The following is a 14,899-nucleotide window of genomic DNA, read 5'->3' on the forward strand; positions in this document are numbered from 1 at the left end:
TGACACCACGTCACCTGCGCCGCCCCACCGCCCCCGCCAGCGCGCGCAGGACCGCGCTGCGGCCTCGGTCCGGGACGGTCCAGAGGGGCTGGCCCCGGACGCCCCAGCGTTCCAGCAGGGCGTTCGCGGCGAGGAAGCCGGTGGTCGCCGCGCGCTCCATCAGGGCGACCGGCAGGGGCGTGCGCACCAGGTCGCCGGCGACCGTCAGGCCCGGGTCGGGTGTGCGGACCGTGGGCCGGTCCTGGTAGCCGCCCACCGGGAAGAGCGGGCAGTCGGTGCCCCACTCGTGGCGGGCGTCGACGATCCCCGCCCTCCGGGTCTCCGGGTAGATCCGGTGCAACTGCTCCAGCAGCCGCTTCTGTTCGACCTCCCAGGACGCCTCCGGGGGCAGGGCGTATGCGTGCAGTTCGACGACGGAGCCGCCGGTGCGGGCGGCCCAGCGGGCGGCCTCGTCCTCGTACCGTTCGAGAACGCTGACGTTGTCGAGGGTGCCGTAGCCGCTGGTGCCGAGGAAGCCGGGCCGGTCGGGGGCGACGGGGCGGTCCAGCCAGAGGCGGGAGACCAGGAAGGGCGGGGCGTTGCGCAGCCGGGCGATCCGCTCCCGCCAGGGTGTGTCGCCGAGCCGGCCGGAGCGGTCGACGAGGGCGCGCAGTCCGGCGGCGTCCAGGGCGAGCACCACGGTGTCGTGGCGGCGCTCGTCCCGGTCGGTGGCGACCGCGTACCCGCCGTCGTCCAGGGGGTCGACGTGCTCGACGGGGGTGGAGGTGCGCAGGTCGGCGCCGTGCCGTGCGAGCAGGGCGGCGAGCGGCTCCCACAGGGCCGTGGGGAAAGGGGCGTTCGGCACGTCGAAGAGCAGGCCCTCGGAGGAGCCGAGGAAGTAGATGTGGAACATCAGCGCCATCTCGGCCGCCGACAGCAGCCGCGGGTCGGCGAAGAAGCTGCGCGAGAACACCTCGAATGCCAGATGCCGGGCGCTCGCCGGGAAGCGGACGGCGTCGAGGAAGTCGTGCGCGCTGACCGTGTCGAGGCGTTCGTACACCTCGGGCACGCGGACGTCGAGCAGCGGCAGCGCGGCCGCCGCGTCGATCCGGGGCAGGTCGCGCAGCGGGAAGGACGGGCTGAGCGCGGCGAAGGCGAGCGCGCTCCACGGCGGGGTGCGCGGCACGTGCCGGAAGCTGTCGTGCATGCCGTCGCTGTGCCGCAGCGGGTAGTCGGGCAGCGGGGTGAGGCGTTCCAGGGCGGGGTCGGTGCGCCGGAGCAGGCCGCGCAGGTTGTAGTACTGCCGGAAGAAGGCGTGGAAGCCGCGGCTCATCGTCGCGGGTGTGCCGTCCTTCAGGGCGACGGGCCGGCCGCCGACGCGTCCGCCGAGGTAGGGGCGGGCCTCGTAGAGGGTGACGTCGACGCCGCGTTCGGCGAGGGCGGTGGCGGCGGCCAGTCCGGCGATGCCGCCGCCGACGACGGCGGTGCTGGGCCGGCGGTCGCCGTCGACGCGGGGCGCGCCGGGCGGGGGCATCAGCACGCGGGCGCGGCGGTCACGGCCGCGGCGGGCGGCGGCCGGGCGGCGCGGCCGGGTCATCGGGCGGTCTCCGTCGTGGTGGGGCGGCGCCCGGTGAAGGTGTGGGTGATGCCGGTCTGCCAGCCGGGCAGCGGCAGGCGGCGCACGCTGTCGAAGCCGTTCGCCCGCAGCCGGTCGGCGAAGCGGCCGGCGGTGTCGAACTCGACGACGCTGCGCCACAGATGGCGGTAGAGGTCGCCGTCGCCGAGGAGGGTCGCCACGGGCTGGACGACGCCCCGGCAGACCAGGGTCCACACGGCGCGGTCGGTGCGGCGTCCGCCGAGGGTGTACTCGTGCACGGCGAGGCGTCCGCCGGGGGTGAGCAGGTCGCGCACGGTGCGCAGCACGGCGTCGGGGTCGGTGACGTTGCGGAAGAGGTAGGCGGCGAACACCGCGTCGAAGGGTCCGGTCACGCCGGCCTCGGCGAGCCGTTCGGCGGGCGCGTGGGTGAAGGTGACGTTCGGCGGCCAGGTCTTGGCGGCGGCCCGCTCCAGCATGCCGGCGGAGGCGTCCACGGCGGTGATGCCGGCGCTCGGCAGCACCTCGGCGAGGGCGGCGGTGGAGGCGCCGGTGCCGCAGCCGAGGTCGAGCACGCGCAGCCCCTCGCCGCCGCGGGGCAGGCCGAGGCGGCGTGCGGAGCGCCGCAGATGGGCGTGGTAGCCGGGGTTGGCGGCCACGAGGGTGTCGTAGCTGCGGGCGGCGTGGTCGAAGGCGGCGGCGAGGTGCTCGTCGCGCAGGAGGGTCATGGGGTCTCCGGGGTGGCAGGGGCGGGACGCGTCAGGGGCGTGGGGGGCCTTCGTAGGGGCGGCGGGGCAGGCCGGGCAGTTCGAGCGCGGAGCGGAGCATCGGGCCGACCGGCGCGTGCAGGCCGACGGCGAGGTCCTCGTGGAGGCGGGTGTCGCCGTCGAGGAAGCGCAGCAGCCGCCGCATGGGGACGCGGTCGAACAGGCGGCAGAACAGGGCGGGTCCGTCGGCGCGGCCGCCTGCCAGGGCGCGCAGCAGCACGGCGTCCATGGCCCGGGAGCGGGCCGAGTGGGCGGGCGGCGGCGCCGGGCGGCGGCCCGCGCGGAGGGCGGCGGCGACGGCACGGGTCTGGCGCTGGAGGCCGGCGAAGGTGTAGCCGGTGGCGGGGCGGGTGGCGCCGCCCGCCGCGCCGATGCGGAACACGGACTGGCCGGTGCGGCGGGGCAGCACCGCGTCGGTCATCGGGATGACGCCCGTCTCGGTGGACAGCACCTCCAGGTCGCCGAGCCGGAGCACGTCGTCGGTGTAGTGCCGTACGGCGGCCTCGTAGGCGTCGGGGGTGAGGGGGCGGGGGGAGAACTCGGTGTACTCCACCAGGGCGTCGTGCCGGCCGAGCGGCAGGACGTAGCCGAAGGACAGGCCGTCGGCGGGCTGCGGGGTGCGGAAGTCCATCAGTTCGGCGGTGCCGGGGGCGAAGGCGGGCCGGGCGGTGCGCACGAACCAGCCGTGGAAGTGCTGGAGCAGCGTGGTGCGGGCGGCCGGCAGGCTGCTGGGCGGGCGCGAGTCGAACACCCAGCGGGCGTGTACGGCGCGCGGGTTGCCGTCGCCGTCGCGCAGCCGTACCAGCGCCCCGCCGGGCACGTCCTCCACGGTGTCGACGGTGCCCTCGACGCGCCGTACCCCGTCCTGGCCCGCCAGGTCGCGGGCGACGAGGTGCTCGAAGTCGTCGGAGCGGATCATCTTGTAGCGCAGCGGCGCGATGTCCCCGTCGATGGAGCGGCCCGCCCGGTCGCGGACCCGCAGCCGCCGCCAGGACGCGGTGACGGCGGCGTCGAAGCGGCCAGGACCGGCCTCCCAGAAGCACCAGGTGCGGCGCGGCGGCCGCAGCGGTCCGGGGGGCGCCTCCAGCAGGGCGACGGACGGCGGCCGGGGCCCGCTGCCGGGACCGGCCAGCCGGTGGGCGAGGGACAGCCCGGCCGCCCCCGCCCCGACGATCGCCACGTCCGCCTCCAGCACGCCGGCACCACCCTCCTCGCTGCGACCCCGTGCGGTTACGCACGGCCGGTTGTTCCCGTCCGTGTGCCCGGTCGGATCCGGGTCACTCGGACGTGAGACGACGGGCGCGGCCGGGAAGGCATGCGCCGGTCGTCCTGCGTACCGGAGCGATGCGCATGCCGAGGGAAGGAAACACCGGATGCTCCCGATCGGGGCCAAGAGACACCGCGCGACGACCCGGTCGCGCGCGCCGCGCCCGGCTCGTCCGCCGCGACCCACCGTCCGGGTGCGGACCGTTGCGGTGACAGGGGCCGCGGACGGTCGTACGGCGGGGCGCCGTGTGCCGTGCCGTACCGCCGGGGCGGGGGCCGGACGGTGACCCGCACCGTTCCGGGGCGCACGGACCATGTCGTCGTCGTGGGGGCCGGGCTCGCCGGTCTGTCGGCGGCGCTGCACCTCCTGGGCGCGGGACGGCGGGTGACGGTCGTCGAGCGCGACGAGCAGCCGGGCGGGCGCGCCGGGCGGCTGGAGCTGGACGGGTACCGGATCGACACCGGGCCCACCGTGCTGACCATGCCCGACCTGGCGGACGAGCCGTTCGCCGCGGTCGGGGACAGCCTGCGCAAGCGGGTGGAGCTGGTGGAGCTGCGCCCCGCCTACCGGGCTCGGTTCGCCGACGGCAGCGGCCTGGACGTGCACACCGGGGCCGAGGCGATGGCCGCCGAGGTGGAGCGGTTCGCCGGGGCCCGTGAGGCGGCGGGCTATCTGCGGCTGCGCGACTGGCTGGGGCGGCTGTACCGGGCGCAGATGGGCCGGTTCATCGACGCGAACTTCGACTCGCCGCTCGGTCTGCTCCACCCGGACCTCGTGCGGCTGGCGGCACTGGGCGGGTTCGGCCGGCTGGACGCGCGCATCGGGAGCTTCCTGAAGGACGAGCGGCTGCGCCGGGTGTTCTCCTTCCAGGCGCTGTACGCGGGCGTCCCGCCGGCGCGGGCGCTGGCCGCGTACGCGGTGATCGCGTACATGGACACGGTGGCCGGGGTGTACTTCCCGCGCGGCGGCATGCACGCGCTGCCGCGGGCGATGGCGGACGCCGCCGCCGACGCGGGCGCCGACCTGCGGTTCGCGCGGGAGGTGACCCGGCTGGAGCGGTCCGGCGGCCGGGTCACGGCGGTGGTCGCGGGCGAGGAGCGGATCCCCTGCGACGCGGTCGTCCTCACCCCGGACCTGCCCGTCGCCTACCGGCTGCTGGGCGGGGCGCCCCGGCGGCCGGTGCGGCTGAGGCACTCGCCGTCGGCGGTGGTGCTGCACCTCGGCACCGACCGGACATGGCCCGAACTCGCGCACCACACCCTGTCCTTCGGGACGGCGTGGCGCGGCACCTTCGACGAGCTGACCCGCGCCGGGCGGCTGATGAGCGACCCGTCGCTGCTGATCACCCGGCCCACCGCCACCGACCCGTCGCTCGCGCCGCCCGGACGCCATCTGCACTACGTCCTCGCGCCGTGCCCGAACACCGACATCGGGCCGGGCGCGGCCGACTGGACGGACCTGGCGCCCCGCTACCGCGACGCGGTGCTGCGGACGCTGGAGGGGCGCGGCCTGACCGGGCTCGCCTCCGCGATCGAGGCGGAGTGCGTGGTCACGCCCGCCGACTGGGCCGCGCAGGGGCACGCGGCCGGGACGCCGTTCGCCACCGCCCACACCTTCGCCCAGACGGGCCCCTTCCGGCCCCGCAACCTGGTGCGCTCCGCCGACAACGCGGTGCTGGCCGGCTGCGGCACCACCCCCGGTGTCGGCGTGCCGACCGTGCTGCTGTCCGGGAAGCTGGCGGCGCGGCGCGTCACCGGCGCCCGCGGCCCCGCCGGTCGCGCGTCCACCTCGTCTTCCGCCCAGGAGGCCCCCCATGACCGAGCGTGAACTGGACGCGGCGGGTGTCGCCGATCCCGTGCTGCGCGAGGCGTACCGCCACTGCCGCCGGCTCAACGCCCGGCACGGCCGGACGTACTTCCTCGCCACCCGGCTGCTGCCCGTGGAGCGGCGGCCCGCCGTGCACGCCCTGTACGGCTTCGCCCGCTGGGCGGACGACATCGTCGACGCGCTCGGCACGGGCGCGGACACCGCCCGCCGGGACGCCGAACTGGCGGTCCTCGAGCGGGAGCTGGAGCAGGGGCTGCGGGACGGGGAGAGCGCCGAGCCGGTGGTGCGGGCCCTCGCCGACACGGCGCGCCGCTACCGCATCGACCACGCCCACTTCGCCGACTTCATGGCCGCCATGCGGTCCGACCTGGTGGTCACCGACTACGCCGACTACGCGGCCCTGCGCCGGTACATGCACGGGTCGGCGGCGGTGATCGGGCTTGAGATGCTGCCCGTCCTCGGCACGGTCACCGACCGGGAGACGGCGGCCCCGCACGCGGCGGCCCTCGGCGTCGCCTTCCAGCTGACCAACTTCCTGCGGGACGTGGGCGAGGACCTGGACCGGGGCCGGGTGTACCTGCCCGCGGACCTGCTCGCCGCGCACGGCGTCGACCGGGAGCGGCTGCGGTGGAGCCGGGACTCCGGCCGCCGCGACCCGCGCATCACCTCGGCGCTGCGCGCGTTCGAACGGCTGACCCGGGGCGTGTACCGGCAGGCGGTGCCGGGCCTCGCGATGCTCGAACCGGTGTCCCGCCCGTGCATCCGCACCGCGTTCGTCCTGTACGGGGGGATCCTGGACGCGGTGGCCGAGGACGGGTACGCGGTGCTGCACCGGCGGTCGGTGGTGCCGCGCAGACGGCGCGCCGTGGTCGCCGCGGACGGGCTGGCCCGGGTGGCCGCGGCCCGGCTGCGGGCCAGGTCGGCCGCCGCCGGCGAAGCGAACGGCGTCCCGCTGACGGGCGCGGGCCCGGTCGGGCCGCGGATGGTCGAGGAGGTCGCGTGATGGCGGATGACGGACGCAGGCGCCGGCGGCTGCCGCTCTCCCTGCGCCGCGACGCGGTGGCGTGGGAACGGCAGCGCCCCACCTGGCGGGACGCCAGGCCCGCCCTGATCGCCGGCGCGCTGAAGCGGGCGCAGGCACGCCCGTCGGGCAACTGGTACGTCGTGGGCGCCTCCCGCGGCCTCGGCGGCGACCGCCCGCTGGGCCGGACGGTCGCGGGGCAGGAAGTCGTGGTCTGGCGGGACGCGGACGGCCGTACGGTCGCGGGACCGGGCGTCTGCCCGCACCTGGGCGCGCCGCTGCGGGACAGCCCGGTGCGCTGCGGCACCCTCGTCTGCCACTGGCACGGGCTCTCCCTGAAGGGCGGGCCGTTCGCCGGCTGGGAGCCGTTCCCCGCGCACGACGACGGGGTGCTGGTGTGGGTACGGCTGGACGCGGTGGGCGGCGAGGAGCCGCTCGACGCGCCGGTGGTGCCGCGCCGCCCGGTCCCGGCGCGCGCGCTGACGGCGGTGTACGCGGGGGCCGGCGTCTGCGAGCCGGAGGACGTCGTGGCGAACCGGCTGGACCCCTGGCACGGGGCGTGGTTCCACCCGTACTCGTTCGTCGACCTCACGGTGGTGGACACGCCGGACGCCTCGGACGGCCCCGTGGGCCCGGACGAGGACGCGTTCGCGGTGGACGTGTCGTTCAAGGTGGCGGGGCGTCTGGTGGTGCCGGTGCGGGCGGTGTTCACGGCTCCCGAGCCGCGCACGGTCGTCATGCACATCACCGAGGGCGAGGGGGCCGGCTCCGTGGTCGAGACCCACGCCACTCCCCTGGGCCCGGACGCGTCGGGCCGGCCGCGCACGGCGGTGATCGAGGCGGTGGTCGCCGCGTCCGACCGCCGCGGCTTCGCCCTCGCCCGAGCCGCCGCGCCCCTCCTGCGCCCCCTGGTCCGCACGGCGTCGGCCCGCCTGTGGCGCGACGACCTCGCCTACGCGGAACGCCGCTGGGCACTCCGCTCGACGGGACGGTTCCCGGGGGCGTGAGGGGGCCCGCCCGGTGGGTTCACCGGGCGGGCCGGACGGGCGGCGGCTTCACCGTGCCGGCGGCGGCCCCGTCAGCGGTACGGCGCCGCGCCCGGCACGTTCGGAGGTCCCGGCCCACCGGACTCACGGCGGGACGACTCGCACGCCGGGGCGGCACATCTCGCCACGCGGCCGAACGGCGGCCGCACCGAAGACACGGCACCGGACCCGGCAGGTCCGGCAGCCCGACGCACCGGGCCCACCGGCCGGACGCGGCGCACCGGCCGCGGCGCATTCCGCCGCGCGGCCGGACGACGGCCCACCAGCGGCACAGCGCCAGGCCCCATGCGTTCGAACATCCCGGCACACCAGACCCACCGATGAGACAACCCGCACGCCGGGGCGGCACATCTCGCCACACGGCCGAACGACGGCCGCACCGAAGACACGGCACCGGACCCGGCAGGTCCGGCAGCCCGACGCACCGGGTCCACCGGCCGGGCGCGGCGCACCGGCCGCGGCGCACTCCGCCGCGCGGCCCGTTCCGACGTCCTGCCGTGCAGCCGCCGACCGCGTGAACCGGCCCACGGCCGACAGGCGGGACGAGGCACGTGGACGGCTGCCGGATCTCGCGCCGGAGCAGGGGCGTCCGGGCGTCCTCAGCCACCGGCGGCCCGGCCGACAGGCCGGACGGGATGGCGAAGCAACGCGCACCCTCAGCGCGGCGGGCGGAACGACGCGGGGCCTCGTCTCAGGGCCGCCCCGTCGCCTCCGCGTCCGCCGTGCCGCCTCCGCCCAGGAGGTCCGTGTGGCGCAAGGGCGAGCGCGCCTCGATGCGTGGGAGGTAGTGGCGGGTCGCCCTGGTGACCACGGCCGGCATCGCGGCGCGTACCGGCTGGGCCAGGCGGAGCCAGCGGGGGTAGTAGACGGCCGTGCTGCGGCGTTCCACCGCCAGGGCGAGGCGGGCCGCCGCGCGGTCCACCGGGTACACGTCCCGCACCGGCCACGGCATGTGCCCGCGCAGTTCCCGCATCACGCTGTGGCGGTCGGCGTCCTCGATCAGGTCGGTGCCGATCCAGGTGAGGTAGCCGAGGCCGACGGCCACGCCGAGGTGGGCGACCTCGGCGCGCAGGGAGTGGGCGAAGGCCTCCGCGCCCGCCTTGGAGGCGCAGTACGCGCTCATCAGGGGGGCGGCCCCGATGGAGGCCAGCGAGGCGACCTGGAGGTGGTAGCCCTTGGTCGCCGTCAGGTCGGGCAGGAACGTGCGGGCGGTCGCGGCGCTGCCGGTGAGGTTGACGTCGATGACGCGCCGCCACCGCGCCGGGTCGGAGTCGGCGAACAGCCCGGCGTCCGCCACGGCCGCGTTGGCGACGACGACGGACGGCGTCCCGAGCCCGGTGCGGACCGCGTCCGCCGCGACCGCCAGCGCCGCGTCGTCGGTGACGTCGACCTCGTGGGCGAGGGCGGGCACGGGCAGTTCGTCGGCGAGCCGTCGCAGCCGGTCGCCCTCGTGGCCGAGCAGCGCCACCCGCATGCCGCGTCCGGCGAGGTCGCGGGCCAGGGCTGCGCCTATCCCCCGCGCGGCCCCGGTGACCACGGCGGTCCGTCCGCTCAGCGGGCCGCGCCTCATCCGTCGTCCCCGCCGGTCACCTGGGGGTCGGTGTCGGGGCGGGCGGTGTGGTGCGGGTGGCCGGCGGTCCTGCGGGCCTCCTTCATCTCCGCCTCGTACAGGTGGTCGCGGCCGTCGGCCAGCTCCTCCAGCGCGGCCTGCTCCAGCTCCCGGAACGGCCGGTAGTACGTGTGGTCGTACGCCTCGACGATCTGGAACGTCCAGTGGCCGGGGATGACGTTGCGGCCGAGCACCTGGGTGCGCACGGTCTCCGCCCAGTCCGGGTGTCCGGCCTTGTGCAGGAGTTCCACGGCCCGGTCCAGTTCCAGGTCGGCGGTGCCGGTGAGCTGGTGGAAGCTGTAGAGGTGGCCGCGGGCCCGTTCGGTGGTCTCCAGTGCCTTCGACAGTGATCCCAGCGCCTCGACCGTCTCGTCGCTGACGCCCTCCGGGCGCCGGTGCCGGCGGTCCGGGCCGTCGTCGGGCTGTCCGTCCTGTCCGCTCATCGTCTCGCCTCCTTCTGTGGTCGCTGTATTCGGTCAGGCGTGCCGTTCGCCGCGGTCGGGCTGCCAGCGTCCGGTGCGGTCGCGGTGGGCCAGCAGCCGCTGGGCGGCGGCCAGGCCGGGCCCGAAGGACGGGCGCAGCGCGGCCCGTGCGGCGTTGGCGCCGGGCGCGCCGTGCACGCCGCCGCCCGGATGGGCGCCGGCGGACGCCAGGTACAGGCCCCTGACGGGGGTCTCGGGCCGTCCGGTGCCGGGGGCGGGACGGAAGAACAGCTGCTGGTGCATGGCGGTGGTGCCGCCGTTGATGGCGCCGCCGTGCAGGTTCCGGTCGAGGGACTCCAGGGTGGGCGGGGCGAGGATGCGGCGGGCCCGGATCCGGTCGCGGAAGCCGGGCGCGAAGCGCTCCACGTGGCGTTCCACGCGGTCGGCCATGCGTTCCTGCTCGTCCTTGTCCCAGGAGCCGGTGAGCCCGTCGTCGCCCGCGTCCGCGACGACGCGGTGCGGGACATGGGTGTAGGCCCAGGCGGACTCGGTGCCCCGCGGGGAGCGGGAGGGGTCGGAGGTGGTCATCTGCCCGAACAGCGAGAACGGGCGGTCGGGCACTCGCCCCATGGCGAGCTGGGCGGCGAAGCGGGTGAGTTCGTCGAGCCCGTCGGCGAGGTGCACGGTCCCGGCGCCCGCGGCCTGCTCGCACCGCCACGGCACGGGCCCGTCCAGCGCCCAGTCGACCTTGAACGTGGCGAAGTCCCACTGGAAGCGCTCCAGGTCGGACAGCCACTGCTGCGGCAGGTCCTCGGGGGCGACGAGCTCGCCGTAGAGGGCGGGTACGGACACGTCGGCGAGGACGGCGCGCCGGGCGGGGACGGTCTCCCCGTCGGCGAGCCGCACCGCGACCGCGCGCCCGTCGCGCACGACGACGCGTCGCACGGGCCGCCCGCACCGCAGCACTCCCCCGCGTGCCTCCAGGCGCCGCACCAGGGCGTCGGTGAGCGCGCCCGCGCCGCCGACCGGCACGGGGAAGCCGTACGTCTGGCCGAGCATGGACATCAGCCAGCCGAAGCCGCCGCTGCCGGCGGCCTCGGGCGCGAGGTCGGCGTGCAGGGCGTTGCCCGCCAGCAGCAGTCCGCCGCCCTCGCCGCGGAACTCCTCCTCCGCCATGCGCCGCACGGGCAGGACCAGGGTGCGCGCCATGCGCAGCCCGCCGGTGCCGCGCAGCCGTACGGCGAGCCGGAGCCCGGAGCGGACCGGCGGGAACGGCGTGAACAGGGCGTCCAGCAGGTCGGGGCGCAGCTTGTCCCACATGGCGTGCAGCCGCCGCCAGGCGTCGCCGTCGCCGGGCGCGAAGGCCTCGAGGGAGTCGGCGGTGACGTCGACGTCACGGTCGAGGATCGCGCAGCGGCCGTCGCTCAGCGGGTGGGCGACGACGTGCGGGGCGTGGCTCCAGCGCAGCCCGTGGTCCTCCAGGCCGAGCCCGGAGACGACCGGGGAGGCGGCGGCGAGCGGGTAGAAGGAGCTGAACAGGTCGCTGGCGAAGTCGGGGTGGACGCCGTGGTCGTGGCGGACGGCGCCGCCGGGTTCGGGCTGTTCCTCCAGGACCGTGACGCTCCAGCCGGCGTCGGCGAGCAGGTTCGCCGCGACCAGGCCGTTGGGTCCGGCGCCGATGACGACGGCGTCAGCCACGGGCGCCTCCCGCGTCGGGCTCGGGCGCCACGACCTGGCCGAGGTGCCGGCGCTCCTCCGCCTCGGCCGCCTCCGACTCCACGAGGTGCGCGAGCCGGGCGAGCATGGCCCGGTGGCGGATCTGGATGAGCGCCTCGACGGCCACGTTGTGCACGAGGCCGCCCGCGCCTCGCAGAGGGTGCTCGTCGACCTTGACGAGGGTCTGGTCGCCCCAGGGCCGGATCTCGATGGCGACGCGCGCGGTGCCCAGCGGTCCGGCCTTGGCCTCGAGTTCGATCAGCTCGCCGGGGACGACGTTCCGGACGACGGACTCGTTGTGCAGTGTCAGCGGGCCGAGGCGCACCTCGTAGCCGATCGCGGAGCCGAGCTGCGGCCAGTGGCCGCGCACCGGCTTCGACGAGGACGTGCCGACCACCCAGTCGGCGTAGCGGGTGCCGTCCTCCAGCACGGCCCATACGGACCGCGGGTCGGTGCGGATCAAGCGATGACGAACCGCCACTGTTGCCTCCTGTGTCCCTGAGCGCCACCGGTCAGCTTTGAGTGCCCCGTCTGGCCGCCGTCAACCAGGAGGGGCCGCCGGACGGGTCAGGCGGCGGGGCGGGTGGGGGCCAGCGCCCAGCGGATGCCGGCGGTGACGGCGGTGCCGAGCGGGCGGACGCACACGCCCTCGGCGGGCAGGCGGGGCACCCGCAGCTCGCGGGACGCCCACGGCGGCAGCAGGGAGACGGCGTTGGCGGCGAGGACGCCGTAGGGCAGCCGGGCGAGCAGCGGGACGGGCGGGTCGAGCAGCAGGAACCGGGCGGTGGCCAGGGCGTCGGGGGTGGCGTGCAGTTCGTCGCGGTAGGCGGCCAGCCGCTCGGCAAGCTGGGCCCGGTTCACGGGCGGGTCGGGGACGCCGAGGGCGGTGGCGATGCGCGCCATGTCGGCGACGTACCCGTCGCAGCCGGCGTCGTCCAGCGGGCGGGCGCCGTAGCGCTGGTGGGCGCGCAGAAACATGTCGACCTCGGCGACGTGCACCCAGCACAGCAGGTGCGGGTCGGCGGCCCGGTACTCCCGGCCGTCGGGCGCGGTGCCGCGGACCGTGTCGTGGACGGCGCGCACCCGGTCGACGGCCTGCTGGGCGCTGTCGGCGGTGCCGTACGTGGTGACGGCGAGGAAGGTGCTGGTGCGCTGGAGCCGGCCCCAGGGGTCGCCGCGGAAGCCGGAGTGGGCGGCGACGGCGGCCATGGCGAGCGGGTGGAGCGACTGGAGCAGCAGGGCGGACAGTCCGCCGATGAACATCGACGCGTCGCCGTGCACCTGGCGCACCGGCCGGTCGGGGCCGAACCAGCGGGGGCCGGGGGTGCCGTGGATGCGGGCGCGGTTGTCCGGCCCGTCCGGTCCGGCCACGCGGGAGAAGATGGCGTGGCCGATGCGGTCGCGCAGCGCCGAGGCGGGTTCGGCGATCCGTTTCATGCCGGTGGCGCCTCCTCCCGCCGGCCGGGACGGCCGGTGTCCTACGGCTACGTCTGCCCCGGTCGCCGGTGTCGTACCCGTGTGCGAGGCGGGACGGTCCTGTGCGAGGCGGGGCGGGTCAGGGGACGTCGCCCCGCCACTCGTACACCCGGTCGCCGGGCGCGCGGGGCGCGTAGACCGCGCGGCCGCCGGGGCCGTAGCGGCCTATCTCGGTGGGCAGGCCCACGCCGTGCCGCTGCTCCGCCGGGCCGTGGTCGGTCACGTCCAGCAGCAGCCCGTCCAGCGGGCCGCCGGACAGCTCCGCGTACACCCGTCCCTCGCGCGGTCCCGGGTCGTCGTGGTCCGCCCCGTACACCCGGCCGCGCATGAACTCCGTCTCGTCCATGACGGCAGGGTGACATCCGGCACTGACAACGGCCCGGGGGGGGGACGGCCGCTACGCCGGCTCCTCCGACGCCACCGCCGCCCACGGCGCCGCCGCGCGGCCCTGGCTCCAGGCGAGCAGCCCCTCGCCGTCGACGCAGACGATGCCGCACCGCTCGGCGTACTCCAGCGCCGGAACGGTGAACTCCCCGGTGGTGACGACGACGGCGACGTCGGCCTCGTGGACGGTGAAGCAGGTGCCGCCGAAGCGCTGGAGGTCCTGTGAGCCGACCTTGTTGTCCTCGCCGTAGCGCTTGCACTGGACGACGAGGCGGCGGCCGTCCGGGGTCAGGGCCGTCACGTCGGCGCCGAGGTCGCCCGCGCCGCCCACCACCTCCACCCGCGTGCAGCCCTCCCGGGCGCACAGCTCGGCGGTGGCGGCCTCGAACTCGTCGGGCGTCAGGGCCTCGTGGTCGATGCCCTGGGCCACGGGAAGCGGTGAGGTGACCTCGTCGGGCGGGCCGGCCTGGGCGGGGACGGTGAGCGGGGCGGGCGGCGGGGTGTCCAGGGCGTCGAGGGCGGTGGACGTACCCCGGGCGAGTGCGCGTCCGGCCTGCCGGGCGATCCGCGCCGCCGACAGCCGCCGTCTGCGGCGGCCCCGGGCCACGGCGACGGCGAGGACCAGGCAGAGCAGCACGACGGCCCACACCGGGCGCCGCTGCACCGCCCCGGCCAGTGCGCGCACCGCCAGGCCCCCGGTGACCAGAGCCGCGGCGAGCAGGCCGAAGAACATGGCGGTGGAACGCAGGTCGAAGCGCCGGCCGGGGCGCAGCGCACGGGTACGACGCTCGGGCATGGTCACCGTGGTGACTCCTCTCTGTGGACAGCCGGACCGCCCCGGCGTCCCTGCCGACCGGGCACGCCGAAGATCACGTACGCCGTCTGCCCCCGATCGGCGCGCTCACCGGACCGGGGTGTTCACCGCACCGGGGTGTTCACCGCACCGGGGTGTTCACCGGTTCACGGGGTGGGCGGCCTGTTTTCGTGCGGGGTGGGAAAGATGCGATCCGTGAGGGGATGCCACGATGGCCGGGAGCCCGGCCGGACGGAGGAGACGGACGTGGACTGGCGGGTGTTCGCCCAGCGGATGGCGTCGATGGCCCGGGATCTGCTCGCGGAGCACACGCTCGACGCGACGCTGGAGCAGATCTCACGTTCGGCGGTGGAGCTCGTGGACGGCTGCGACGCCTCGGGCATCCTCGTGCTGAGCGAGGGACGGGTGCGGTCACTGGCGCCGACGGACGAGCTGGTCACCGACAGCGACCGGCTCCAGGGGGAGCTGCGCGAGGGGCCGTGCTTCGACGCGGCGCGGCCCGACCACCCGGAGCGGCTCTTCCGCATACCCGACCTGACGGCGCCCCCGGAGCGCTGGCCGCACTTCGTGCCCCGGTGCCGGGAGCTCGGGGTGGGCAGCATGATGGGCTTCCTGCTGTACACGCGGGAGGAGGAGCTGGGCGCCCTCAACATGTACTCCCGCAAGCCGGGGACGTTCACCGAGGACAGCGAGACGGCGGGCTGGCTGCTGGCGTCGCACGCGGCGGTCGCCTTCGCCGCCGCCCGCACCGACGAGCAGATGCAGGAGGCCATCACCACGCGTCATCTGATCGGCGAGGCGATGGGCATCCTGATGGGCCGGTACCACGTCACGGAGGACCAGGCGTTCGATCTGCTGCGCACCCGGTCGCAGCGCACCAACACCAAGCTGCGGGACGTGGCACGGGAGATCTGCGGGCCGGGCGGCGCGGACCGCTGACCGCCCGGCCCGCCGCGCGGCGCCCGGCCCGCCGCCCG

14 protein-coding genes are annotated in these 14,899 nt (G+C 76.6%); 4 read left to right on the plus strand and 10 right to left on the minus strand.

Going from position 1 to position 14,899, the window contains the following annotated elements; genetic code table 11:
* Positions 1 to 10 precede the first annotated feature (10 nt).
* Genes ACFOSY_RS06410 through ACFOSY_RS06420 form a run of 3 tightly spaced genes read right to left on the minus strand, consistent with a single transcriptional unit; the run spans position 11 to position 3,535 of the window.
* The gene (locus ACFOSY_RS06410) at positions 11 to 1,576 is read right to left on the minus strand and encodes an FAD-dependent oxidoreductase (protein ID WP_394305733.1); all 1,566 of its coding nucleotides are present in this window, start codon (positions 1,574 to 1,576) and stop codon (positions 11 to 13) included.
* On the minus strand, positions 1,573 to 2,301 hold the full coding sequence (locus tag ACFOSY_RS06415) for a class I SAM-dependent methyltransferase (protein ID WP_394305734.1): 729 nt from the start codon (positions 2,299 to 2,301) through the stop codon (positions 1,573 to 1,575). The genes ACFOSY_RS06410 and ACFOSY_RS06415 overlap by 4 nt, the downstream gene beginning before the upstream one ends.
* A gap of 31 nt (positions 2,302 to 2,332) precedes the next feature.
* Positions 2,333 to 3,535: a lycopene cyclase family protein gene (locus tag ACFOSY_RS06420; RefSeq protein ID WP_394305735.1), complete on the minus strand. Its 1,203-nt coding sequence runs from the start codon at positions 3,533 to 3,535 to the stop codon at positions 2,333 to 2,335.
* 354 nt (positions 3,536 to 3,889) lie between these two features.
* Between ACFOSY_RS06420 and ACFOSY_RS06425 the strand changes: the two genes are divergently transcribed.
* Genes ACFOSY_RS06425 through ACFOSY_RS06435 form a run of 3 tightly spaced genes read left to right on the plus strand, consistent with a single transcriptional unit; the run spans position 3,890 to position 7,462 of the window.
* On the plus strand, positions 3,890 to 5,434 hold the full coding sequence (locus ACFOSY_RS06425) for a phytoene desaturase (RefSeq protein ID WP_394305736.1): 1,545 nt from the start codon (positions 3,890 to 3,892) through the stop codon (positions 5,432 to 5,434).
* Entirely contained in the window at positions 5,421 to 6,437 is a 1,017-nt protein-coding gene (locus ACFOSY_RS06430; RefSeq protein ID WP_394305737.1) for a phytoene/squalene synthase family protein, read from the plus strand. Before ACFOSY_RS06425 ends, ACFOSY_RS06430 begins: the two co-directional genes overlap by 14 nt.
* Complete coding sequence (locus tag ACFOSY_RS06435) at positions 6,437 to 7,462, plus strand: DUF5914 domain-containing protein (RefSeq protein ID WP_394305738.1); 1,026 nt, start codon at positions 6,437 to 6,439, stop codon at positions 7,460 to 7,462. The genes ACFOSY_RS06430 and ACFOSY_RS06435 overlap by 1 nt, the downstream gene beginning before the upstream one ends.
* 730 nt (positions 7,463 to 8,192) lie before the next feature.
* Here the strand turns inward: ACFOSY_RS06435 and ACFOSY_RS06440 are convergent.
* From ACFOSY_RS06440 to ACFOSY_RS06470, 7 genes are all read right to left on the minus strand, one after another.
* On the minus strand, positions 8,193 to 9,071 hold the full coding sequence (locus ACFOSY_RS06440) for an SDR family oxidoreductase (RefSeq protein ID WP_394305739.1): 879 nt from the start codon (positions 9,069 to 9,071) through the stop codon (positions 8,193 to 8,195).
* Positions 9,068 to 9,553, minus strand: a complete 486-nt coding sequence (locus ACFOSY_RS06445) for a hypothetical protein (RefSeq protein WP_394305740.1) — start codon at positions 9,551 to 9,553, stop codon at positions 9,068 to 9,070. Before ACFOSY_RS06445 ends, ACFOSY_RS06440 begins: the two co-directional genes overlap by 4 nt.
* A gap of 33 nt (positions 9,554 to 9,586) precedes the next feature.
* Positions 9,587 to 11,230, minus strand: coding sequence for a phytoene desaturase family protein (locus ACFOSY_RS06450; protein ID WP_394305741.1), 1,644 nt, complete (start codon positions 11,228 to 11,230; stop codon positions 9,587 to 9,589).
* Positions 11,223 to 11,729, minus strand: coding sequence for an SRPBCC family protein (locus ACFOSY_RS06455; RefSeq protein WP_394305742.1), 507 nt, complete (start codon positions 11,727 to 11,729; stop codon positions 11,223 to 11,225). Before ACFOSY_RS06455 ends, ACFOSY_RS06450 begins: the two co-directional genes overlap by 8 nt.
* Positions 11,730 to 11,815: 86 nt before the next feature.
* Positions 11,816 to 12,685: an oxygenase MpaB family protein gene (locus ACFOSY_RS06460; RefSeq protein WP_394305743.1), complete on the minus strand. Its 870-nt coding sequence runs from the start codon at positions 12,683 to 12,685 to the stop codon at positions 11,816 to 11,818.
* Positions 12,686 to 12,803: 118 nt separating this feature from the next.
* Complete coding sequence (locus ACFOSY_RS06465) at positions 12,804 to 13,070, minus strand: hypothetical protein (RefSeq protein WP_394305744.1); 267 nt, start codon at positions 13,068 to 13,070, stop codon at positions 12,804 to 12,806.
* A gap of 51 nt (positions 13,071 to 13,121) precedes the next feature.
* On the minus strand, positions 13,122 to 13,910 hold the full coding sequence (locus ACFOSY_RS06470) for a restriction endonuclease (protein WP_394305745.1): 789 nt from the start codon (positions 13,908 to 13,910) through the stop codon (positions 13,122 to 13,124).
* A 258-nt stretch (positions 13,911 to 14,168) separates the two neighbouring features.
* On the opposite strand from ACFOSY_RS06470, the gene ACFOSY_RS06475 reads away from it, so the two are divergent.
* Positions 14,169 to 14,861: a GAF and ANTAR domain-containing protein gene (locus tag ACFOSY_RS06475; RefSeq protein ID WP_394305746.1), complete on the plus strand. Its 693-nt coding sequence runs from the start codon at positions 14,169 to 14,171 to the stop codon at positions 14,859 to 14,861.
* Positions 14,862 to 14,899: the final 38 nt, after the last annotated feature.

The sequence above is a fragment of the Streptomyces lusitanus genome, from assembly GCF_042647945.1.
In the GTDB taxonomy this organism is placed as follows: domain Bacteria; phylum Actinomycetota; class Actinomycetes; order Streptomycetales; family Streptomycetaceae; genus Streptomyces; species Streptomyces pseudogriseolus.